This is a genomic window from Paenibacillus sp. 2KB_22 (genome assembly GCF_052115745.1).
Lineage (GTDB): Bacteria > Bacillota > Bacilli > Paenibacillales > Paenibacillaceae > Paenibacillus.
This window is the reverse complement of the sequence record NZ_JBFRHG010000003.1, coordinates 84863-108551: the sequence shown is the minus strand read 5'-3', so window position 1 is coordinate 108551 and position 23689 is coordinate 84863. Positions and strand designations below refer to the sequence as shown.

Below are 23689 nucleotides of genomic sequence, written 5' to 3'. Positions count from 1 at the left end.
TCCGCTCACTCGAAATAGGATTATCCTATGTTAGCAGAAGTCTAATATGTAAACTATCCGGCTAACATCCTGATTTCACCATGGTAAAAACACAAGCTGTGCTCCTCATCGGTGCTATGGTCCTATATGCATATACCCACTTCAAGGCATATCCTACCAGTTTCAGTAAATACCTTTCCTACTTCATTTCCTCCAACATCACCCGATAACGTCCGATCTGTTCCCCTGCCGCCTCTTCCCGCAATGATTCCAACAATGTTGTGCACCTTATAACATACCGATCCAACCCAAGCTTGTCCGCTAACCTGATCGCCTGCAAAATGAACTCCACGGCCTCCTGTGGTCTTTCCCTTCCACTGTTCGTACAAAGCCCGCTGATAACAGTAATGATACATATAATCGTTGTTTGAAGAAGCCATTTCTGTGCCATCGCCCTGTATCTGATCCTCAAACATATGTAAAACCCAATCAATCTGCCATCTATGCCGCACTGCTGCTTCCGTAATGACTTTCAGACCCACCAACCATTCCTCCGGATGTTCAAGCAAAAAGTTCACAAACTCCTCCAGCAGTTCCATCTGCCCGGCTTCAATTTCAAGAGCATACCGATTCACCTGTGCCTTATGCCTGAACTCCTGCACCACCTGCATGCCTACCTCATCCAGATCCTCCGTTGATCCCAGTTCTGCATATTGATCGAGACATGCCCGCGCCTGATCTACCTGTCCCATCTTCTGGTGAGCCATACCCCGCATTAAGTGACTTAGCCCGTAATAATAGACCAAGGGCCGCTCGATGTGTATATGTGGTGCAGGCACTCCCTTTGACTGATACTCCTGCCTCTCTTCATGGATGGACTGCACGCATTGATACAGCATGTCCGCCCTCTCCATCACCTTGTTCCAATTTTCAAAAGCCACAGCCATGTCCAACATTTCAACAATGATGTCCGGTTTGAGTGATCTTAGGATAGATTTCCGCAAAGATATCCTCCTTAATTATCCATTTTTTTATAATTGTATAGATAAATCAAAAGAAGATCAATATAAATTGTACTTATAAGTACTTTTATTCAAGATAACACTTTGTACATATTAGTCTGTAAGGATACTATAACCTCTTCTAACCTTAAGTGGAGGTGATCAAATGAGTTTACCAGAGGACGTAGGAAATCGAATACGTGAGTTAAGGAAGGCAAAAGGCTGGACTCAGGAACAACTAGCTGAAGCAGCAGGTCTTCATTACAGCTATATTGGTGGAGTTGAACGGGGAGATCGTAACATTTCTTTGGAGACTCTTGAGAAAATAATGAATGGATTGCAGGTCACTGCTGAAGAAATCTTTAAATTCAAAGAAGACTCTGAGTACAAAAGAGCCTTGGATGAACATATAACTTTAATAAGCGGCAAAAATATAGATACAATCGTATCATTGACCAAAATTAGCAAAGAAGTTTTAAATGCTATCGAAAAATCACATAAGAATTCCGATTAAATATAGTTGTATCAACATCATTCTTTAATACCCAAAAAGAGTGGAGTACACCTCCACTCTTCTCTTATTCTCAGTTTCAAACAACTCCCCGCTCAAACACCCCAAATTCCACCCGGTTCCGCCCATTCTGCTTCGCCTGATACAGCGCCTTATCCACCGCAGCGAATAGCTGCGTCAAATACCCTTCTGGATTGTCCGGTACATGCTCCATTTCAAAGTCTTCAAAGGACAGAATCCCAATACTAATCGTAATGGATACCTGCATAATCTCGTGATCCACCATAATGCGGTTGGACTCCACTGCTGTTCTCACGCGCTCCGCGATCTGGTTCGCTAAATCATGCTCCGTGTGCGGAAGGTAGACCATGAACTCCTCCCCGCCATAACGCGTCAGAATATCGGTACTGCGTATGGATTGTTTGACCGCCTCTGCCGTGTGGACGAGCACTTCATCGCCGATGATATGTCCGTAGCGATCATTGATCGCTTTGAAGTAGTCGATATCGAGCAGCAGGAGTGAAAATGGTGTTTTATATTGAATATTGGTAATAACCTCATGATTCAGGTGTTGAGTCAGATAACGGCGGTTATAACAGTTGGTTAAACTGTCTGTCAGCGCGAGTTCCTCCAGTTTGCGATTGGCCTCGGATAACTCCTGACGTATCAAGTCTAGCGCCTGATTGCGCTCCTGAAGTGTTACGTTCTGGCGATTCATCTCTTTCACATAGAAGCGCTCCTGCGAGACATCCTGGAACGTAAGAATATGACCAATCGGCACAAGGGCCGAATCCACAATCGGAGACGATTGCAGGATATAGTGCCGAATGTTGTTGTCCCGCTCCACGATCACTTCAATATGAGAGAGGGTATTTTCTTTTTTCTTATAATGATTCACGAACTCTTGACAGCTGCCCACAACTTGAACAGACTCCAGAAATACCTCCATATCAAAAGAATCCCCCACATGTAGATCCATAAAGGATCGTGAGGCTTTGTTCGCTTCAACAATGACTTCATTCTCATCCAGTACGAGGATGCCATATGGAATCGTATTGATTACGTCCTCATGCGCGATGGAGACCAGATCAAACACATTGTATCTTTTGATTACATAGACGAAGAACAGGTCTGACAGAAAGATCCCCAGCGAAGTCATGCCAGGAATGATTGGCAACCAGCGGGCTAGAACCACATTCAGAATCGCATCAATGGTTGCAAAGACAGCCAAGACCAAGATGCCCCATAGGGTGATCCGTACCTGTTTTTTGATCATAGCAGACGTCTGCGATGAATACACCGCCCGGAACAGAACGACGAGGGAAGCCAAGAAATAGCTCACCAGAATAACCATCACAACCCAGAACCAAGGGCCGTAAGCCCGCTCGATGTACCCGCCCTCCAGGGGAATGACGAACTCGTTCCATGGATTTGCGACTACACCTATAGCCCCGATCACCGCAGGGACAAATAGCAGGAAGGTTCCTTTTGCACTCAACCGCTCCGCGTAACCGGTAATAAAGATCGTCAGTAGAAGCCACCCGCTCCCAAGCAGAGAGACCGCAACGAAAGACAACATGACATAGAACAACTGCAGACCAGAATCATCCGTGAGTGTACTGGCAAATTGACAGAAAGGCCAGAGCATCATTAACCCGTGAAACAAAAAGTACACCTTATGTAAGTTCGTAATTCTAACCGTAGCAAACACATATACACCTACACCGAACAATAGGACGAATAAAAAGAGATCATACCATACTAATGGGTTCACGAATCTTCTCCTTCTTAGATGCTACAATGACAACGTGATTGCTCATAATTCTATGGGATACCTATATAAAACTTCAATAAACACCTATACAATACCGCTACGTCAAACATTGGTTAATTTAACCATATCTTATCACACCACCATAAGGGTGAGTAGCCCATACACTGGAAGTCTGACCAACCTCTGATCGAAATCCTGATCTATTTTGCGTTTTTGTGAAGGAATCTGACTGTTCCACCAAAAAAACCGCCCATATCCAACGGAGCGGCCAGCCAGCAATTGGTTTGATTCAAATAACCCATATCATTCGCGGAGTTTATCTCTCCGGCAGTAGTACTTAACCTTCTGATCGGGGACATCTACTCTTCCCGTACTTTGGCTATGATTTGCTCATGACCAAGTCAACGTTCGCCTTCAACGACCTGCTTCTCAGCGATCAACAGCTCCAATTGTTGCTTATAACGTGTCTCGTTTCTGAGATATGCTTCATGACTCATCCCGACCAGATCAGATTCATATTTAGGGGAATAAAATGGTTCATTGTCCGAGAATAGGTCTGGATTCTCCTTCAGCAACTCCGTGATTACCTCTGACGTCTTAGCCGCATCGCACACTCTAACAACGGCATCACCGAGCTGTCCTTTACGCATTGCACCTTCGCGAACCAATACCTCGTCTACTTTCCAGAAATGCTCCGACCACGGCAACCCACTATGTCTGCGGGACGGTACTGAAATCTGGCTTCCATCCGGTAAAACCGAATAAAGCATCTCATGCTCGTCCGTCATTCTGCCTGGAATGTCCACCCACTCTTCGACGCCATGGATAAATGTGTTCCGCTTCAAGTCAACGCCCACTAACAAGATCGTCGCTTTCCGATCCAGCAGTTTCCCCCATGCTGAACCTCTCGCACACGGTGTATCGAAGAGATGATCGTCCTTCGTAAATGCCTCTGCATCCCTCCCCAGTGCCGCTACCGAGTGCGTAGGATGCCACGAACGAACCACGCCCGGACGTTTACGGAAAAGCTCAGGCAGAATCCCTACGCAGCATACAGAATTTTCCACGTGGAACATTGGGTTATCCGCATTGATGGTAGACCACGTATGAGTGGGAAGCACCAACAATCCGTCTTTCATATAATCGCTGCAGGCATCCAGCACCGTATCTGCTCCACCTTCAACCTCGCCCAAACTCTTCATTGAAGAGTGCATAAGCAACGTACCTTGGCGATCCAAACCGAGCTGCTCTAGTTGCTGCATCAAGCTTTCTTTTGTGTACATATCCTTTCCTTACCTCCTACATTTCTTATCTCTTTTCGATGGAAAAGCAAATTCTTGCTCAGCTTCACATCATGCTTCTCAGCATAACAAACAAAGGGCCGAGGGTTAACCCCCGGCCACAGAGAAAGATTTGTATAAGTTCAGGTAGTAGCTGCCAATCTACTTTTACTTAATAATAACGTACTCCAGATTCACCAGCTTCGCATATGTCACGATCTGATCTGTCGTCAGGTTCAAGGATACAACCGTATGGTGACCGCCACCATTTTCGATCCATGCTCTAACGCCATCCTGGAAGTTCGGCTTCACGCTCCACAATACACGTGCTACCGGCAGGTTAGGTGCTGGAACGGTAGGCTCGAATGCAGATACTTCATTGATCAGCAATTTGTAATGTGTACCGAAGTCTGCCATGGAAACCACGACACCTTCGCCTGCCTTGCCATCGAATACAAGACGCGCCGGATCTTCACGATCGCCAATGCCTAGTGGGGACACGATGATTCTTGGTTTCGTGCTAGCCAGTGTAGGGTCTACTTCAAGCATGTGCGATTGCAGGATTGCTTCTTGTCCAGCAGCCATCTCGTAGGTGTAATCTTCCATGAAGCCCGTGTTCTCGTTATGGGCCATGATTTTCAGCAAACGATCCAGTGCAGCTGTTTTCCAGTCACCCTCACCGGCAAATCCGTACCCTTGCGCCATCAGGCGTTGCACAGCCAGACCTGGAAGTTGTTTCATGCCATGCAGATCTTCGAAGTTTGTCGTGAAGGCACTATACCCACCTTCGTCCAGGAAACGTTTGATCGCAATCTCATAACTCGCTTGCACACGTACACTAGCTTCCCAAGCTTCCTTGCTGTTTGTGCCATAATCGAATTCATAGAGGTCTTTATACTGAGCAATCAGATCATCGATTTCCTGCTCCGTTACGGCGTTCACGTATTGCACGAGGTCGCCAATGCCGAAGTAATCAACCGTCCATCCGAATTGGATCTGTGCTTCCACTTTATCGCCTTCGGTCACGCCAACGTTGCGCATGTTATCTCCGAAGCGAGCGACTTTGAGGTTGAAGCCTTCGTTAAAGGCAACCGCTACGTCCATCCAGTCTGCAACCTGCTGTTGCACTTCCGGGCGCTCCCAGTAGCCAACAACGATTTTGTTTTGTTTTTTCAAACGAGCATTAATGAAGCCATATTCGCGGTCACCATGTGCCGCTTGGTTCAGGTTCATGAAGTCCATATCGATGGTTGCCCACGGAATGCTTTCGTTGAATTGAGTTGCCAAGTGCAGCAAAGGTTTTTGCAGCAATTTTGTACCACGAATCCACATTTTCGCCGGGGAGAAGGTATGCATCCATGTGATGACACCCGCTACTTCGTCGCGGTAGTTAACTTCCTTCATGATGCTCGTGATTTTATCTGCGGTTACCGCCAGATCCTGCAATACAAGCGGGTACGGCAGTACGCCGCTGGCATTAAGGGCATCCGTAATTTTCTGTGCGTTGGCTTTTACTTCGCCCAGCGCTTCTTCACCGTACAAGTGCTGTGAACCGACGACAAACCAGAACTCTTTTGCTGCTGTTGCTGACATATAATCATCCTCATTTCATTATTTTATAGTTGAACAATATGGGTTTACACCAGAACACTGCGAAGCCAGAATAATCTTCCGATCACTGTTATCCCCAGATTTTTTTGATTCCCTTTTCTAAAGGGAAAATCCGGGGATAAAGGTGAACGCTCCGCTTCTCCAGCTTTCTTCTGTCTTCTCCGTTATCGTGTAAAAGTTTTATACAACTTCGTTGGCAGTAGTAGCACAAGACCTATTCGATTGGATTGTGTCATCCGATCGATACATAACCAAATTACTTCTGTCCGTAATACGCGTCTTTTCCGTGTTTACGCAGATAGTGTTTATCCAGGATGCCTTGTGGCAGTTCCTTCGCGAAGTTATTCAATTGCCGCGCGTACAGATTCATTTTGCATACTTCCTCCAGCACGACACTGTTCACCACTGCTGACTTGGCATCTTTCCCCCATGTAAATGGTGCGTGACCATGAAGCAGTACTGCCGGAACCGCCATCACATCAATTCCACGCTGTTCGAACGTTTCAATAATGACACGTCCTGTCTCCGCTTCGTATCCGCGATCCACCTCGTCCTGGTTCAGGAAACGCGCGCAAGGCACCGCCCCATAGAACGTGTCCGCATGAGTGGTTCCCATTACAGGAACATCAAGCCCGGCTTGCGCCCAGATCGTCGCCCATGTGGAGTGTGTGTGCACGATGCCGCCAATCTCCGAGTAATGCTTATATAGTACGGCATGTGTTGCGGTGTCCGAGGAAGGTCTCATCTCACCCTCCACCACGTTACCGTCCAGATCAACCACAACCATGTCGCTTGCTTTCATCACATCGTAGCTAACGCCACTTGGTTTAATTACGAACAGACCACTTTCCCGATCAATTGCACTGACGTTACCCCATGTGAATTTCACAAGTCCGTGCTTGGGCAGTTCCAGATTCGCCTGGAATACCTCTTCTTTCAGTTGTTCTAACATGTTATTCCCTCCCGTTCTCTAATAGTGCGTGTTCAAAAAGTCGGTTTTCAGTACCGAGAAGATGGGATGAAGCTAGAAATGGAGTAGCGGAGCGTAGATAGAGCTACGTGAGCAACCGCAATGTTTCCAAAGGAAACATACTTCGTAAGCACCTACTTATTTCGGCTGAATTCCATATTCGACGTTGATGATGCCACTAGGCATCCTTCGTAATCAAAAGCGGTCTTTTTGAACAACCTCTAACAGATGATTTACAGCTGCATGCTCAATCGCAAGTCCACTCCGGTAGCGTTCGATAAATGCTTCAAACCCCTTCACATCCGATGCATCTGGCGCCACCTCGACTCCCTCAACATCGTTAAAGACTTTCTGCTCCAGGAACACATCCAGGCTCTCCTCTTGATCCTTGTTGATCATGTACGAAGCCAGAAGCGCCATGCCCCATGCGCCGCCTTCACCAGCGGTAGACATGACCGACACCGGTACATTCATCGCAGCAGCTACAATCCGTTGTCCGACGACAGGGGTCTTGAACAGACCACCGTGTGCCAAAATACTATCAATGGCTACATTCTCTTCCTCCGTCAGGATGTCCATCCCCAGCTTGAGTGCACCGAAGGCACTGAACAGATGTGTCCGCATGAAGTTTGCCAGATTGAAGTTGCTTTCCGGGGAGCGGACGAACAATGGACGGCCTTTCTCAAGTCCTGTAATGTTCTCGCCTGAGTAGTAACCGTAGCTGAGCAAGCCACCACCATCTGGGTCTGCCTCCAAAGCTTTGTTAAACAACACGCTGAACAACTTGCCGTTATCCACTTCATATCCCATCGCTTGAGAAAACTCACGGAACAGTCCCACCCATGCGTTGATATCACTGGAACAGTTGTTGGCATGCACCATCCCTACTGGGCTACCATCCGGTGTGGTGACCATATCGATCTCCGGATACACTTTGGATAGTTCCTTCTCCAGTACGATCATGGCAAATACCGAGGTGCCGACCGAGATGTTCCCCGTACGTTTTCTCACGCTATTCGTTGCTACCATACCCGTTCCGGCATCGCCCTCTGGCGGGCAGAGCGGAATGCCTGCTTGCAGATCTTGCGAAGGGTCGAGCAACTTGGCTCCCGCTTCTGTCAATGCACCTGCGTTCTCACCAGCGAGATATACTTTGGGAAGAAGACCCTCAACCTTCCACGGATAACCTTTGCTTGCGATCCGTTCATCGAACTGTTGGATCATGGATGGGTGGTAATTATGTGTAGACTCGTCAATTGGGAAAATGCCTGACGCATCGCCGATGCCAATCGCCTTATTGCCCGTCAGCAACCAGTGGATGTATCCAGCCAGAGTTGTCAGATGATTGATCTGAGGTACGTGTACCTCTTCGTTTAAGATAGCTTGGTACAAGTGGGCAATGCTCCAGCGTTCAGGAATATTAAATTGCAGAAGTTCCGTTAGCTCCCTTGCAGCTGCTCCCGTCGTCGCGTTACGCCAGGTGCGGAAAGGTACCAGTAGTTCCCCCGCGCTATCCAATGCCACATATCCGTGCATCATGGCCGAGAATCCGATCGAACCCACCGTTCGCAGCTTAATTCCGTATTTCTGTTCCACATCTTGCTTCATCTCACGATAAGCCGTTTGCAGACCTGTGATGATATCCTCCTGGTTGTACGTCCAAAATCCATCTTTCAGGAGGTTCTCCCATTCATAACTGCCTGATGCGATGGTCTCAAAACGCTCGTCAATCAACACCGCCTTAATCCGCGTTGATCCAAATTCAATTCCGAGCGAAGTAGCGCCATTAGTAATGGCTTCTTTCAAGTCCAATTGACTCATAATCACGTGTATCCCCTCTCCGATTGTGATTCCACATCCCTAAGGATGCATATATAAGGTGAAGCTTCTACTTATGCAGTAACTAATCATGAATTTTGTATAAAAGGTGGTTCGAAAATTCTGTGTTTTCAAAGAATGCGCTTTCCTTTTCTGACAGCCTTAGTATATTTTTTGTACGTACATTTGTCAATCATATATAATAGTTATACTTACAAAGGACACAAATAGTGCTCTATTGGGCTATCCAAAGGTCTCGTGCGGCTATAAAATGGATATGCTGTAAGGTACACCTCTCTGCAAAAAGGCCGGATATGTACGGTTTATTTCGAAAAACATGCTGTTTTATATGCATTCAAACTGAATCATGCTAAAATATGTACGTACAACTATTTGAACAACAAGGTTGATATAGATGAGTAACGATGAAAGAAGTGGACTACGTGAAGCCAAAATACCAGGTCATCATTGACGATATAAAGAGTCATATCCTCTCGGGGGCATATAGCATAGGCGAACAGATTCCAACCGAGTTGGCATTACAGGAAAGCTACAATGTAAGTCGCCAAACGGTGCGGAAAGCCATTTTGGAGTTATCAAACGAAGGATTTTTACGAAGCGAAAAGGGTTCAGGAACTTACGTTAGCAATCAGTATCGATCACGATCAGGCGGCAATACGTCAAAAAAAACCATTGGCGTGATTACAACATACATCTCGGATTACATCTTTCCTTCCATTATCCGCGGTATTGAGAGTCGTCTGAATGAGGACAACTACTCGTTACTGCTCGCCAGCACCAATAATGATGTGGCACAGGAGAAAAAAGCACTCGAAATGATGCTCTCCTACGGTGTGGATGGCCTGATCGTCGAACCGACCAAAAGTAATCTGTATAATCCCAATATTGCATACTACCTGTCATTCAAGGAGCAGGATGTACCGTTTACGATGATTAATGCCTTTTATGAGGAGCTGGAGGTTCCTTTCTTCTGCCTAGATGACGTGCAATCCAGTTATCTTGCCACACGTGAATTGATCGCCAAAGGCCATACCCAGATCGGCATTATTGCCAAAATGGATGATCTGCAGGGCAAGTACCGGATGAAAGGGTACATCAAGGCACTTGGTGAAGCCAAGTTACGGTTCCATCCTGATCAAGTGCTTTCCTTTGATACCGCATCGAAACCGGATTTATCCTCTAATGTAGCAACGTATCTGGATGAAAACAGGGATTCGCTCACCGCAATCGTCTGTTACAACGATGAAGTAGGACTTGAAGTCGTGCACGCCTGTAGGCAACTGGGTATCTCGATCCCGGATGAGTTATCCATCATTGGACAGGACAATTCATACATCGCCAAGAACGCCAACATCCGGCTTACCACGCTGACTCATCCCCAAGAACAAATGGGCCGTGATGCTGCCGATTGGGTAATCAAGAATCTGCAAGGCAAAAAGGATCTGCCAACGAAAACCTACTATCAGCCGGTGCTGGTTGAGGGAGAGACGGTGAAGGAGATCGAAGTGGAATAATATTGGTGCGGGAACGGTAAAGCGAGAAAGTTGTTACCGAGCGTTTCTGTCCAACATACTTAAAGAAGGCCGTCAGAATCATCTGCGGCCTTCTTTGTTCTTGTCCATTATCATGAAGGATTATCTTTTTCCGATATTATAAGCTGCTTTAGCAGAGACAGACACCACTTACTGCGCCTGATTCGCCTCTTCGCTTACCAAACTTACAACGACGCCTTTCTTCTCCAAGTTCTTTACTACCTGCTCAGCACGATCATTCAACGGATTGTTCGCCAAATATACCTCTTTCAGATGCGGGATGGTTTCGAGCACTGCAATATCCTCAATGAGGTTATCTTCTACATATAGATACTCCAAGGTCGGATGTTTTTTTAAAGGTGTCAGATCCTGAATTTTATTATCATTCATAATGAGCCATTCCAACTTTAATTTCCGAAGAGGACTTAGATCAGTCACCTGATTACCGCTGGCGAGCAGACTTCTCAGCTTACGAATATTCTTTAATGGAGCCAAGCTTTTGATTTTATTATCGTCCATAACCAGATTTTGCAGATTGGTCAGACCTGATAATGGCGAGATATCTGTAATCTGATTGCCCTCAACCGCTAAGAACGTCAATTTCTTTAACTTGTTGAGTGGTTTAATATTTTTTATATTTTGGCCAGGCAAGAATAAATCCGTCATATTAACGGCGTGTTCAAGACCTTGCAAGTTAGAAATCTTACTTTTCGTTTCCATAGCATATATGGATTTTAGTTTTTTTAAATCGCCAGCCTTTATTTCCTTCTTAGCCGATAGCTTCAACTCTGCTCGAATAACTTTGGCCAGGACCGGGTCCTTAATAAGCGACGACGCAGCCAATACACTCGTTGTTGGTAATAGAACAAAAACCATACATAAAATGATCAACTTCTTGATGAATGGATTACGCATATTGAATCTCCCTACATTATTTAATACTAGAAATATACCATGATCTGGAATGAAATAAATGAATAACATCTCTAGCTCTATTTAATATCCCCGCTCTCTCTCATCCTCTATTAAGAGGAGTCCATTTTAGCTAGAAAGCGAATCATCACGGAAGTTCCCTGACCTTTGGCGCTGTGATATTCGATCGTTCCCTGATACTTTTCCACGATATTGTAACAGATCATTAATCCAAGTCCTGTCCCATTGGTTTTCAACGAATAAAACGGAGTCCCCAGTGACTTCACCTCTTCCTCCGTCATTCCGCTTCCCTGATCCGTTATCCGTATCTCCACCCACTGCTTCACTCGCTTCGCTGTTACCTGGACGGTTTTACCCACATCCGAAGCTTCCAGCGCATTTTTGATCAGATTGATCAGTAACTGCTTGAACTCAATCGTATTAATAAGAATCAGACAATCCTCATCCACCTGCATATCCATATGTTTGTCCGATAACATCGCATAGGAGCTGAGCAGACCCGTCACACCTTCAAGAACCTCCTTAACATCCACCTTCTCTGGTTTCAGTTCTCTATTCGGTTTGGCTAGGGTCAGAAATTGAGAGGTCACCTGCTCGACGGTATTCAGTTCATCAATCATTAAAGCAAACTTATTCCTTACCGGCTGCTCAAAAGAGGTATCTTCTCGATACAACTGCAAGAAACCTCGCACAACTGTCACTGGATTGCGAATCTCATGGGCAACAGCAGCTGTTAGATGGGCGATCATTTTTAAACGTTCCGATTGCTGCAATTGTTCAAAATACAGTTGCTGCTTCCTCATGCGAGAGAAGGTTAGATGAAAAATAAGAAAAAGAATGACCTGACTTCCCATAATATTAATAAAATTGCCTACTACATCCGTATGTAAGTATGCGTACTCGTTCCCTTGGTTATATAGGAGATTGGAGCTGAACATTATGAGTATCAAGATGCCATTTAATATCAACGATAAATAGAATAGTTTCAGATCGTAGAACAGGATTGCGAGGGCTGGAAGGAGACAAATGAGAATATAAGTTGTCCAGGACTGGGGATATAAAATAGCAAGCGTGTAAAAGTATGCAAACCCCATCAGAATGATGCTCAATCTGAAGGTAAACGTCTCTACCTTGGGATACATCAATAAACACACGGCAAGAATGATTACGCATAGACAGTGCAAAATATAGCCTGCCGTAATCCCGTTCAATTCTGTCGTGGACAGGATTAATCCCGATAACATCAGAGCAATAATCGCTAGCATTGAAATATAATACGTTTTCCGATTCACCTGACTGTGCAATTCTTTCATGGATTCACCACTTTTAGATGGATTTAGACATAGGCATAATTTTCCTAATTTCTACAGTACCATTGTATCTTATTTGACGACCTGCATACTATGGCTCTGAGTAAAATATGAATGCATCCAAGTACAGCCTTACTTTAATTAATATCCCAGTCAAAAGAATACACCAAAAAGCCATACGGATCATGTCCGTACAGCTTCGGCAGTTCCTTCCTGGTCCACATCCCTGATTACGGTCTTATCCTGACCATATATCCAGAAAAGGATTTCATCTCATATGATCTCAAGTCAACGTAAGAACGATCTGATCCCCGGAACGGGTGATTTTGTAGATACCTTCCTGTATGTCGATGCCATAGTGCTTTTTCAACAAATACTTGGCGTTGAGATCCGTCTCGACGACCACCAGATAATCGTAGCCGCTCAGAAGGTTGTCCATATTGTCCTCATAGAACAACACGATCCCGTCCACATGTGGAGCATACAAGAAATACTTTCCTACATATTGCATGTAATAGTTCGTGACCTGCTGGTTCCTGTCTGAGGCGTAGAAGAGATATCTATTATTATCCTCCTGCCCACCTGGGTACCACCGATCACCGGTAACCGCATGAATCTTGTAAGGGAGCGTTGTATCGTAGGTTTTGGCAATCGAGACGATCCCGTTGTATTCCGATAAAAGGATGGTCGCCGCAACCGCCATACAGCCGATAATTCCTTTTTGATAATGACCTTTCGTCTTGACCGTCTTAAAAGCTTGATAATCTGGCACTTCACCGATCCGGTAGTGGAATGAACGCTCCAGATCAATCGTAGCGCACAACACCAATCCACCGGCGGGGATAGAAGTGGACAAGGGTGAAAAAGTGTATTTGTCCGATGGTTAAGAGGGAACTGGTAGCTTGATGTCGTTTTTAAACACGAAAAAGAACCACCCTTTACCGTACAAAGGTGGTTCGAGAATGATAGACCTACACTCCCTATCATTGTAATGATCTAATTAAGTCGATATGGAATATCGTATATGGTCGCAGCTCGCGATACGGTTGCTTCTATTCTGTCGCCTCCGCCAACCATGCTCGCATACCTATTTGCCATGAATCACAAGTCCATATTTATTGAAAATCCATGATTGGTTCAAGTCGTGCATTGCTTCATGGCTTATACGCACAGTGGGCTTCTGTTCCTTCATCGCATCGGCATCATGGGCTGAGAAGCGAAAGGGTTTTGTCATTTTTTTGATAGAGTCCCTAATTTCATCGAAAAACGCATAGGTCAACGGCATATGATCCCGGATATCCTCATATATATAGTATTTTCCTTTTTCGTCTTCCAAATTAACCTGAACGCCTTTCGGAAATGAGAGCATGATGCACGGCAGTTCATCCTCTGCCCATTGTCCGTGATATGGGAAAGAAACACCTTCATTTCTCACAAAAAATCCTGAACTTTCTTGATTGAATGCAACAGAAATGGAATATATAAAGAAGGGATGAACATCATTTCTCTGTTCTCCTGTCACATAATACTGATAGAACGTCTGATACGCCTCATACACTTGACTATAATCATGCTCTGTCTTGGCGGCATTGGTATGACGGAATTGCACCTGTCTCTGCTCGAAAATCTGTAATAGACCTTTCAACTCTTCAGGAGTTATGAAAAACTTCAGTTTATAGAATCCGCTGCTCTTTAATTTGTCCATTTCCTTTCCCCCACCGCCCTCTAAATGTATCTTATTTCCATTATAGTGATCACCTATCCTGAGTCTACCTCCTTTACACCTGAATTTTGCGAATGAAAGCACAAATTAGCCGTACGGATTATTATCCGTACGGCTAATTTTGACTTACTCTAGTAGTTCATACTCGGTATCGTTAAGGTTTAACTACAGAGAGAAGAGACTCATTTCCCTCAGAGATCACTGTTACATCTGTAGCAAACGTTACATCACGTACATGTAGCGTTTCTCCAAGTTCCATCGCACTAATATCAAATTCAATCGACGTTGGCAAGTGTCTCGGCAAGGCCTCCACTTCAATAGAAGCTAATTGAACTTGCACGACTCCGCCCTGTTTTGTGCCGATCGGTGTGCCGTTGAACTTGACGGGAATTTTAGTGCGCATGATCTCATTCGTTTGCACCTGTTGAAAATCCACATGAAGCAAATCCCGTGTAACTGGATCACGTTGGAGGTCTTCCAACAATACGGTCAATGCTCCTTTCTCTTTAAACTGCAATTCAATAAAACCAGATGCTCCTTGCTTCAACCATTTTTGAAATTCTATTGTTGGAATATGAATCATCTGATTGTCCGTATTTCTGCCAAAGACAACGCCTGGCAAACGCCCGGATTTACGTAGATCCCTAAGTCGAGAAGAATTTAATGGAATGCGGTTCTCCGCTTGAAAACTGGTAGTCATGCTATGTTCGCTCCTCTTTATTAAATGATATTTTCACATTTTTTATACTCATCCAATCATCCCCTGTTGGGGCTAAAGAGAGAAACATAGCATCACCACCTCCATAAAGGATCCAATTGAATTTAAAATACATTTAATGTAAGCTCCCATAATATACATGAAGGCATTCTACTCCGAAGAGTAGAATGCCTATGGGATGCCTCCACCCTATCATAGAAACACCCTTTTGTCGATCAACCTGAAGTAAATGACAGAACATCGTCTACCTCTTCTAGACGCCATATGGAAAAAGGAAAAAGGGCTCTTCCTTTACCAGGAAGAACCCCTTTTAATATAAGGTTTAAATAAGTTCTACATTATGACGCTTTTGCTGCAACTGTTTTTTCAATCAATACTTTGGCATCGTTAGTAGTAAGGCCTTGTTTTGGTTGAAGTGATTTTTGATCTGTTCCACCAAGAATACCTTTATTAATCAGTTTTGCCATAGGCTTCATTGCATAGGCAGACACGGATTTACCATCTTCGAAACTAGCAATAATCGTGGCTGTCTCTTTATCGGTAGCTTGACCTTTTACCAATTTAGCAAGAATTGTAGCAGCTTCCTCGCGTGTGATATCCCGATCAGGATAGAAGTTTCCACCATAGCCCTGGATGAATCCAGCATGCGTAGCTTCAGCAATCGCATCTGCATAGGTCGCATCAGCCGCTACATCCTTGAATGCAGGTGCTGTAGTTACTTCATTTAATTTCAACATATCCACCAGCGCACTTACAAATTCAGCACGAGAAATGACTTCTGTAGTCGCAGGTGTTTCTGTTGGCTCAGTAGATGCAGCCACGTTAGTGATACGTCCTTCATTCTTAGCTTCAATGTTACCGCCTTTAAATGTTTCGACAATGTAATCGTAGAATACATCCAGATCGATCGGACCTGCCAAGGATGATTTAGCATCCAGCAGCACTTTATAGTTGTCTCCGCCTGCAGCCATGAAGTTGTTAACTACAGCCGTATATGTTTTTGCAGGATCAATGGCTGTGCCGTCTTCCAGACTAAGACCCGTAATGCGCTCTGCAACAGGCTTGTTGAAATCTGCAGCATATTTCAAACCAGAGATTTGTAGTGTCTTGGTGTTTGGTGTACCGTCAGCATTGGTACCCCATTGCTGCTGCAACAAGGTTTTAACCTGTTCGCCAGTCAGCTCCAGTTTCACTAATGTATTACCGAATGGTTGGATTTTTGCAAGATCAGCAAAGGTTACATCGCCTTTTGGTAAATCCGCACGAATACCACCTGGATTCATAAATGCAAAGTCAGCAGCGCTTGCTTTATCCCCAAAGTCTGCTTGACGCATTGCATCTGCAATCAGGTTGCCTAGAGGCGCTTCATTATTGTAGGCATCTGTACGCAATACAGAACCATCCGTTGTACCCACTGGCTTCGTCAGTTCAGGATGCGTGTCCAATGATTTTTTGATAATTGCCAATGTTTCAGGGTCTTCTTTTACACCCTCTTGGAAAGTCGTTGTAACCGTAGCTGATTTTTCAGTTACATCCCCCGTTGCAGGATCAATTACCAGCTTGATATCTTCAAAAGCCGTACCATAAGAATACGCTTGAACGATCAGCTTTCCGTTCACTTCACCGTTAGCCAAGGCATGATTATCACCTGCAACGATCACGTCAACAGGGGAATCTGCTGGTAAAGCTTTTGCTAGATCAGCTGCTTCTCCAGTCGTTACGCCTTCTTTGGTGGTTGCTGGATCATGTGCCAACACGATGATTGTTTCTACACCTTGATCTTGCAATTCTTTTGCATATTTATTAACGGCTTCAACTTCTTCTTCTGGACTTAAGAAACGCACACCAGCTGTACCCGATGGGGATACTTTGGCAGGTGTTGATTTGGTCACTAGTCCGATGAATCCAATTTTGACTCCGCCTACTTCTTTGATGACATAGGGTTTAATCAGTGTTTTTCCGGTAGCGGTTTCAATGACGTTTGCATTAACGTAATCAAATTTTGCACCAGCATGTGTTACCTTACCTTCTTTTGGATCAAGGCCACCAAAGATCTGTGCCTTCAAAGCAGCAACACCTTGGTCAAATTCATGATTCCCCAGGGACCCTACATCAAATCCCATCATATTCATCCATTCCATGGTAGGCTCGTCGCGATCCATAGATGAGACCGGAGCAGATGCACCAACAGAATCTCCATTATGGAAGAGTAGGGAGTGTTCATATTTCGATTGAGCTTCTTTCAGGTAGGTTGCTAGAATTGGAGCTGATCCTGCCTTTTTATCACCAACGATCGATGTGGTATCTAACTGACCGTGAAAATCATTGATTCCAATCAAGTGTACTTCTACATCATTGCCTGCGGCAGAGACTGAACCTGCTGCCCCCAGTAGTTGTGTGAGTAATAGTGCAGTAGTAGCGATACGAATTGTGCTTTTGCCCAGAACTTTTTTCCAAGACATGAATTACAAAACCCCTCTCCAATTATCGATCCTGAGATATTTTACCATAGTTCAATTCAGAAAAGTCATAGAAAATATCAAATGGTTGTAAAAATATTTGGGAGATTGATAGAGAAGAGGTATGTTTACTACTGACTAAACTTAAAGACACCTCGCAGGGTGCCTTTATTACCTTCATATAACGGCTCATAAACTAGCTCAACACGTTCAACAACAAAAGTATCTTTCATCCAAGTTTACTTTCAACTCTATAGAGATTGAGATATTGCTCAGTTAACTACGATTCCTTTATGCTCTAACATGTTCATTAATAGAACGACGGCCTCTGCTCTGGTGGTTGGTGATTTAGGTATGAAATTGTTGTTTCCCATTCCTTCGACAAGGCCAAGTTCCTTCAACGCTGCCACAGAGGTTTTTGCCCATACAGGAATAGATTTTTCATCTAAAAAAAATGTTGTAGCATTGCCTGTTGTAGGTACCTTGAGCGCTTTCGCAACCATCATGGCCATCTCGACACGTGTGATATTGGCATTCGGCCGGAACGTGTCGTCTGGATAACCGCTAAGAATGCCCTCTTGCACTGCTTGCGAGACTGCCAATTTGGCCCATGATCCGATTTCAGTTTTATCTGAGAATACCAGATCTGCTCCTGCTTTTTGTGAATTCAACGCGCTCATCAGCATGACTGAGAACTCGGCACGTGTGACGTTCTTACCCGGATTGAACGTTCCATCCGGATAACCGGTAATTATCCCCTTGCTTAAAGCTTGTTGAATTCTTGCTTCAGCCCAATGTCCCGAGATATCGCTAAAGCCCGATTCCTTCGTCGGTTCAACTGGACTATTCAAGATGGGCTTTCCACTAGTTTGATCAACAACAAGGACAGCATACTTCGTGAAATGATTGACCTCGACTGTGATTTGATTTCCTTGAATAATACCTCCATCTACTTTCTCCCATATCTTGTTCGCTTCATCAAAATAAAAAACAGCTGCCGAATGATGACGCTCAAGACCTGTTGAATCAAATGTAAATGTCAGTTTTACCGGTATGAGGAAGTTCTCCGTAAAATTCTTCAGAAGTTCAAATACCGGGCTGGCCAAAATTTCTTTATGTGTTAGCAAAGGTTCCGTATTGGAAACTTTATCAATGGATAATGTCAGCTCGCGAGATGATGCCCCTGCTGGAATTGAGATTTCAATCTCTTTGCCCAGGCTAACCAACCCTGACTTACCAATCGGAACGGTTATTTTACCCGTTGTTGATTTAACTGTATTGTCTATCGGGGCGAGTGGTGCAGAAGGACTGCTCGGACTTGTTGTTTGTACCGGCTGTACAGTAAAAACAGAGTACGGATTCGACTCCGTTATTCCCTCTCCTGCGTTACCCGCACCATTGGACACTCCCGTATTCTGAAGAGTGATGACATTGACCGATTTGCTAACATTCGCTTGCGGGGTTAACGTTGCTGTCCATGTCACTCCCCCATCGGTTGAACGAACAGTAGTCAGTGTACCGCTTGCAATCGTTAGATCTGCGTTATCAAAACCTGACACTGCCTCAGAGAATGTGATTGTTACCAAGGATGTTTTGCCAAGAGTAAGCGTTCCATCAGCTACAACAATCGTTGCCGTTGGTCGGGAGGTATAGACCGCGTAATTATTCGAAGCAGTAGTTCCCGTGCCTCCGTTGCCTGCAATATCGCTAATACCCGAATTATCAAGCGTGATGACATTGGTTCCACCATCAATTCCTACAGTTGGTATCAATGTCGCAGTCCATGTAATCCCCTCATCAGATGTATGCAGAGCACTCAGTGTGCCGTTTGCAACGGTCAGGTCCTCATTGGTAAAACCAGTAATTGCTTCCGAAAACGTAAAGGTGACCTCTGATGTCTTGCCGGCAGTCAGGATCATATCGGCGACGTTAATGGTTGCTGTCGGTCTGACCGTATCAATGGCGAAGTTATTGGAATCCGTTGTACCTATACCTGTTATGCCGCCTTGATTCACTACACCCGTATTATGGAGTGTAATCTTGTTCGTTCCCGCAGTGATGCCGGCTGTAGGGGTCAATTTTGCTGTATACGTAATATTATCGTTCGTAGCCAGATTGGTAATGGTTCCATTCGTCATCTCAAGGTCTGCAAGCGTAAAACCGGTCACTGCTTCAGAGAAGGTGAAGGTCACATCAGACGTCTTGCCAATATTCAACGTTGTATTGGCTACGACAATCGTTGCCGTTGGCTGGGCGGTATAGATCTCATAGTTATTCGAAGGCGTTTTCCCCGTGCCCGTATTGCCCGCAAGATCACTAATGCCCGTATTATCAAGCGTGATAATATTGGTTGCATCGGTGATACCAAAAGCTGGCGTTAGTGTCGCGGTCCATGTTATACCTCCATTGGAGGAACTAAGGCCACTCACCGTACCATTCTCAACTATTAGGTCGTCAACGCTAAAGCCGGTCACTGCTTCGGAAAATGTGATGGTGATCAGTGATGTCTCCCCAGCGGTAAGGACCGTATCGGCTACGACAATGGTTGCTGTCGGTCTTAATGTATCAATAGTATAATTACTCGAAGTGGACGTGCCCACACCTACAATACCGCCTAGATTCATCACACCTTCGTTGTTCAGGGTTATGACGTTGGTTGCATCTGTAATATCTGGTTTAGGTGTGAGAGTTGCGGTCCACGTATAACCTCCATCCGAAGAGACCGGTGCAGTCAGTGTGCCGCTTTCCGGAACAGTTAAGTCTCCATTGTCCAACCCTTGTACCGGTTCCGAGAACGTAAAGAATACCTTTGCGGTGGTGCCAATTCCCAGCAGCGCATATTCCATCGAAATTGTTGATGTTGGAGCCGCAGCATACACCTTATCTGATGCTTTGAGACACAACAGTCCTGTCAATAGGGATACCACGAGAACAATAATTCCAATCTTCTTCCTTAAATACATATGCTCCTCCTCTTAGCGCTCTCTGGACTATTCAATAAAATCAATTCCCTCTTAAATACTTCAAATTTAATCTAATCAATCATTCGACATATCCCTCCGAATTCCTATACCCACAAATAAAAATAAATCATTTCCCAAGCAGAAACTACGAACCGTAAGTCGAGATCGAAACTAGTAGCATTATTCATTGATGTCTCCCTCTATTGAACAGATAGATTTTCATAGAAAATAATGTATTTTATCTTTTTAGTTGCTATAATGGAATAAAAAGTAATATATCTGAGCAATCACCTGCATAGTCCACTGAATAACAAGTTTCCACCGAGTTTTCAACCTCTCCACTCTAAGTAACACATCCATTTACATATAGTGCATTGAAGCAACTAATTTTGTCTATTAAAGGAGGTGAACCGGAGAGCATTGTATATCTGATTTCCCTTTAATTATCATTGGGGGATGTGTTGATTGCTCTTTCACCACTCCTGACCGAACACTGCGTCGCCATATGGAATTATCTGTGAGTGTTTATTGTATTAGGTATGAAGCCTCAACCATTCTAAGGAATATAGGAGTGTGTCCAATGAATCATTTATTTTTCCCCAAATCTTTTCGAGTTTTTTTGGCTTGCTTGTTGATTCTTGCATTTGCCGTACCAGCGACCGCTTCTGCTGGCTATCTTGGAGATAAGCTCACGATCGGCCAAAGTATGGCTAAGGGAGACTATCTCACTTCGCAAGATGGCAGATTTTCAGCCATATGGCAGAATGACGGGAATTTTGTCATCTATCAGAATGGTTCTTCTCTTTGGAGTAGCGGTACCAGTAACAGTGGGGCTCTTTCGTTCAAGTTTGAACCACAATACGGGAAACCCGTCATGTATAAATATGGAATGAAATATCAAGATGTGTACCAATATGGCTATCGCTATGGTTTCAACCCGGCTACAGGTAAATTCGAATATTACACCGGTTGGGGATGGGATAAAGTTTTGATGATTGATACTTCTGTACAGGTAGCTGCTTGGTCTCCCAATACCACCTCATGGATTCCAGGTCATCACGGGAGCAGCTTACCAGCTAACACAACGGGTGACACACTAGTCATGCAAAGTGATGGCAATTTAGTTCTGTATAACACAACGCTGACCAATAGCAATTATCCGAACAGTTGGATTCCTGTCTGGGCTTCGAATACGGGCGGCCGCTAAAAGAGAAAGAACTGAAACGGAATGAACTAAAGTACGATGGAGAGCTGCGTGATACGCGGCTCTTTTTTTGTTTTCCGAGGAAGTTGATGTTTTAATAACTTCCGATGAGTTAAGCTTATCCTTATATATTGAAAAATAAATGTGATAGACTACTAAAAAGGAGAATTGCCGATCATACTAATTAAACGCTACATAACTGAATGCAGGCAGATCTTACGATAAACGTAGGTTAGAAAGGAAACGCCATGAACATTTCCTTGAAGAAAATCATGAAATCACCCGTATTTCCCGGTGGAATCATAACCATTCTGATATTTTCTCTGGATTACTTTCAATTCGAACTTGTTGAAAAATTTCTACTGTTTGCAGCTTTCGTCATAGTGCCTCTTGTGATTTTACTTTTGAACCATGACGCAAAAAATAAACATCAACGAATGATTTATGCTGCTATGAAATGGCTTCAATTTCCCGTTGCGCTTCTTACTCTAGCTTCAATAATGAGTAGTACGATATGGGGGTTAGAAAGTACGACAATCCCAGGGATTCTGTCCCTTGGGTGGCTACTGTTCACACTGTTGCTTGGCATCTATGGCTTGGCAACTATTGTGATCTCTAAAGGAAAAGCAGCGGAAATAGCGATTGGTGCAGGGCTGTTTTATTTTTTTATCGGGGGCATTTGGTTTACCTTATATCAATATCAATTAGACCTCTTCCAGGCTAATCCGGCAACGCACGCGTTAAGCTCGCTCCACTTTCATTTCTCATCTGCTATCGTTCCCATTTTTATTGGTGCACTGGGACGCATCATGACGAAGAAAAGCTGGTATCCCTGGGTTGTTGCCATCGATATCATCGGACCCATATTGATTGCTATTGGTATGATTTTCTCCAAGCCGATTGAATACATTGGTGTCAGTTTATTCGCCTGCAATATTGTGGTTTACACCGCTTATCTCCTTGCTTACTTGAGGAAAAATGCTTTGAATATTAAGGCAGCCTTCTTCTTAGGCCTTTCTTGCCTAGCCTTTTACACGGTTGTTGTCATTTCCATCTTCTATCCGTTACTGAAAAATATGTATTCCTTAACCATACTCGACTTCATTCCCATTTACGGATCTCTGCATGCGTTTGGTTTTGTCTTATGTGGACTAATTGGTTGGGTGTTTATGGTAGACTTCATTAAGGGACAGGCCAACCAATCGGCTTCATATGAGTAGTTTAGTCAGGTTCGTGCTATAATAGTGATCACATAAATAACATTCATCATTCTGCCGAGATGGCGATGATTAAGGAGATTGAATTTTGACGAACAACCATGATATTGGAGCAGTGAACGAACTACCGGAGAACTTTGAAGAGCTCAAACGAGCGGCTAATCGGACTTCAAGCTGGAGAGACAGACTGAATGCGGTGAACGAATTGGGAAACTGGGATACAGCCCCTACCATTAAGTTGCTGCAGCATGTTTTGAAAAATGATCAAGTGTTTCAAGTGCGCGAAGCCGCATATTCCAAGCTGAAACAGTTGGATGAAGATGTACAAATGCCTGCCAAAAACAAAGGTGAGCTGTTTAAAGGGACTAACAAAATTTTGCTACGGATCAAAAAAAGCCTTCCTGAAGGTCACACATTTGAGGAATTTAAGGAAAAACTGCAAAAGACACGTCTGGATCTTTATGATACTTACGAGGGCGACAAAGATGCTGAGTTCGACTCGTGGCTCCATGGCATTTGGGAGACACTAGGTAGAAGATAGCCGCCGTTCACCGTATAATAGCTAAGTACGTACAAAGCCACTCCATCAATGGAGTGGCTTCTTTATTTCTTATTTTGATTATACCAGAGCAAGGTTATAGCCTACATTCCCTGTAGATGCGATG

At 44.3% G+C, this 23689-nt stretch carries 18 protein-coding genes; 5 read left to right on the top strand and 13 right to left on the bottom strand.

The annotated features are described in order from the left end of the window. Nucleotides 1-122: 122 nt before the first annotated feature. The gene (locus AB4111_RS19460) at nt 123-983 is read right to left on the bottom strand and encodes a DNA-binding protein (protein WP_442032847.1); all 861 of its coding nucleotides are present in this window, start codon (nt 981-983) and stop codon (nt 123-125) included. A gap of 163 nt (nt 984-1146) precedes the next feature. Here AB4111_RS19460 and AB4111_RS19455 point away from each other — a divergent pair, with 163 nt between their 5' ends. Continuing rightward, nucleotides 1147-1494: a helix-turn-helix domain-containing protein gene (locus AB4111_RS19455; protein ID WP_442032846.1), complete on the top strand. Its 348-nt coding sequence runs from the start codon at nt 1147-1149 to the stop codon at nt 1492-1494. 76 nt (nt 1495-1570) lie between these two features. Here AB4111_RS19455 and AB4111_RS19450 read toward each other — a convergent pair whose 3' ends face one another. The 5 genes from AB4111_RS19450 to AB4111_RS19430 form a co-directional block, all read right to left on the bottom strand. Beyond that, nucleotides 1571-3265 (bottom strand): diguanylate cyclase, encoded by a 1695-nt coding sequence (locus tag AB4111_RS19450; protein WP_442032845.1) that lies wholly within the window; start codon nt 3263-3265, stop codon nt 1571-1573. 401 nt (nt 3266-3666) lie between these two features. Then, the gene (locus tag AB4111_RS19445) at nt 3667-4548 is read right to left on the bottom strand and encodes an AAC(3) family N-acetyltransferase (RefSeq protein WP_442032844.1); all 882 of its coding nucleotides are present in this window, start codon (nt 4546-4548) and stop codon (nt 3667-3669) included. A gap of 165 nt (nt 4549-4713) precedes the next feature. Next, nucleotides 4714-6138, bottom strand: coding sequence for an L-arabinose isomerase (gene araA / locus AB4111_RS19440; RefSeq protein ID WP_347385700.1), 1425 nt, complete (start codon nt 6136-6138; stop codon nt 4714-4716). A gap of 274 nt (nt 6139-6412) precedes the next feature. After that, the gene (locus AB4111_RS19435) at nt 6413-7108 is read right to left on the bottom strand and encodes an L-ribulose-5-phosphate 4-epimerase (protein ID WP_047840995.1); all 696 of its coding nucleotides are present in this window, start codon (nt 7106-7108) and stop codon (nt 6413-6415) included. A gap of 213 nt (nt 7109-7321) precedes the next feature. Beyond that, nucleotides 7322-8947 carry a xylulokinase gene (locus AB4111_RS19430; RefSeq protein WP_442032843.1) on the bottom strand — a complete coding sequence of 542 codons (1626 nt, stop codon included), beginning with the start codon at nt 8945-8947 and terminating at the stop codon, nt 7322-7324. 440 nt (nt 8948-9387) lie between these two features. Between AB4111_RS19430 and AB4111_RS19425 the strand changes: the two genes are divergently transcribed. Next, nucleotides 9388-10479 (top strand): GntR family transcriptional regulator, encoded by a 1092-nt coding sequence (locus AB4111_RS19425; protein WP_442033279.1) that lies wholly within the window; start codon nt 9388-9390, stop codon nt 10477-10479. Between the two features lie 168 nt (nt 10480-10647). On the opposite strand, the gene AB4111_RS19420 is transcribed toward AB4111_RS19425, so the two are convergent. From AB4111_RS19420 to AB4111_RS19390, 7 genes are all read right to left on the bottom strand, one after another. Continuing rightward, the gene (locus AB4111_RS19420) at nt 10648-11412 is read right to left on the bottom strand and encodes a leucine-rich repeat domain-containing protein (RefSeq protein WP_442032842.1); all 765 of its coding nucleotides are present in this window, start codon (nt 11410-11412) and stop codon (nt 10648-10650) included. A gap of 110 nt (nt 11413-11522) precedes the next feature. Further along, nucleotides 11523-12743 carry an ATP-binding protein gene (locus AB4111_RS19415; RefSeq protein WP_442032841.1) on the bottom strand — a complete coding sequence of 407 codons (1221 nt, stop codon included), beginning with the start codon at nt 12741-12743 and terminating at the stop codon, nt 11523-11525. 280 nt (nt 12744-13023) lie between these two features. After that, nucleotides 13024-13563 (bottom strand): hypothetical protein, encoded by a 540-nt coding sequence (locus tag AB4111_RS19410; RefSeq protein WP_442032840.1) that lies wholly within the window; start codon nt 13561-13563, stop codon nt 13024-13026. A 264-nt stretch (nt 13564-13827) separates the two neighbouring features. Next, complete coding sequence (locus tag AB4111_RS19405) at nt 13828-14445, bottom strand: hypothetical protein (protein WP_442032839.1); 618 nt, start codon at nt 14443-14445, stop codon at nt 13828-13830. A gap of 172 nt (nt 14446-14617) precedes the next feature. Continuing rightward, entirely contained in the window at nt 14618-15163 is a 546-nt protein-coding gene (locus AB4111_RS19400; RefSeq protein WP_442032838.1) for a 50S ribosomal protein L25, read from the bottom strand. A gap of 356 nt (nt 15164-15519) precedes the next feature. Further along, complete coding sequence (locus AB4111_RS19395; RefSeq protein WP_442032837.1) at nt 15520-17643, bottom strand: 5'-nucleotidase C-terminal domain-containing protein; 2124 nt, start codon at nt 17641-17643, stop codon at nt 15520-15522. Nucleotides 17644-17912: 269 nt separating this feature from the next. Beyond that, nucleotides 17913-20603: an Ig-like domain-containing protein gene (locus AB4111_RS19390; RefSeq protein WP_442032836.1), complete on the bottom strand. Its 2691-nt coding sequence runs from the start codon at nt 20601-20603 to the stop codon at nt 17913-17915. A gap of 580 nt (nt 20604-21183) precedes the next feature. On the opposite strand from AB4111_RS19390, the gene AB4111_RS19385 reads away from it, so the two are divergent. From AB4111_RS19385 to AB4111_RS19375, 3 genes are all read left to right on the top strand, one after another. Next, nucleotides 21184-21810, top strand: a complete 627-nt coding sequence (locus tag AB4111_RS19385) for a hypothetical protein (protein ID WP_091012238.1) — start codon at nt 21184-21186, stop codon at nt 21808-21810. A gap of 245 nt (nt 21811-22055) precedes the next feature. Then, complete coding sequence (locus AB4111_RS19380) at nt 22056-23027, top strand: YndJ family transporter (RefSeq protein ID WP_442032835.1); 972 nt, start codon at nt 22056-22058, stop codon at nt 23025-23027. A gap of 85 nt (nt 23028-23112) precedes the next feature. After that, on the top strand, nt 23113-23565 hold the full coding sequence (locus AB4111_RS19375; protein ID WP_442032834.1) for a HEAT repeat domain-containing protein: 453 nt from the start codon (nt 23113-23115) through the stop codon (nt 23563-23565). Nucleotides 23566-23689: the final 124 nt, after the last annotated feature.

What these genes read in the sequence shown, in the direction of transcription:
- AB4111_RS19455 (WP_442032846.1), top strand. Translation starts at nt 1,147, where the DNA reads ATGAGTTTACCAGAGGACGTAGGAAATCGAATACGTGAGTTAAGGAAG.
- AB4111_RS19445 (WP_442032844.1), bottom strand. Translation starts at nt 4,548, where the DNA reads ATGTACACAAAAGAAAGCTTGATGCAGCAACTAGAGCAGCTCGGTTTG.
- araA (WP_347385700.1), bottom strand. Translation starts at nt 6,138, where the DNA reads ATGTCAGCAACAGCAGCAAAAGAGTTCTGGTTTGTCGTCGGTTCACAG.
- AB4111_RS19435 (WP_047840995.1), bottom strand. Translation starts at nt 7,108, where the DNA reads ATGTTAGAACAACTGAAAGAAGAGGTATTCCAGGCGAATCTGGAACTG.
- AB4111_RS19430 (WP_442032843.1), bottom strand. Translation starts at nt 8,947, where the DNA reads ATGAGTCAATTGGACTTGAAAGAAGCCATTACTAATGGCGCTACTTCG.
- AB4111_RS19420 (WP_442032842.1), bottom strand. Translation starts at nt 11,412, where the DNA reads ATGCGTAATCCATTCATCAAGAAGTTGATCATTTTATGTATGGTTTTT.
- AB4111_RS19415 (WP_442032841.1), bottom strand. Translation starts at nt 12,743, where the DNA reads ATGAAAGAATTGCACAGTCAGGTGAATCGGAAAACGTATTATATTTCA.
- AB4111_RS19405 (WP_442032839.1), bottom strand. Translation starts at nt 14,445, where the DNA reads ATGGACAAATTAAAGAGCAGCGGATTCTATAAACTGAAGTTTTTCATA.
- AB4111_RS19400 (WP_442032838.1), bottom strand. Translation starts at nt 15,163, where the DNA reads ATGACTACCAGTTTTCAAGCGGAGAACCGCATTCCATTAAATTCTTCT.
- AB4111_RS19395 (WP_442032837.1), bottom strand. Translation starts at nt 17,643, where the DNA reads ATGTCTTGGAAAAAAGTTCTGGGCAAAAGCACAATTCGTATCGCTACT.
- AB4111_RS19390 (WP_442032836.1), bottom strand. Translation starts at nt 20,603, where the DNA reads ATGTATTTAAGGAAGAAGATTGGAATTATTGTTCTCGTGGTATCCCTA.
- AB4111_RS19385 (WP_091012238.1), top strand. Translation starts at nt 21,184, where the DNA reads ATGAATCATTTATTTTTCCCCAAATCTTTTCGAGTTTTTTTGGCTTGC.
- AB4111_RS19380 (WP_442032835.1), top strand. Translation starts at nt 22,056, where the DNA reads ATGAACATTTCCTTGAAGAAAATCATGAAATCACCCGTATTTCCCGGT.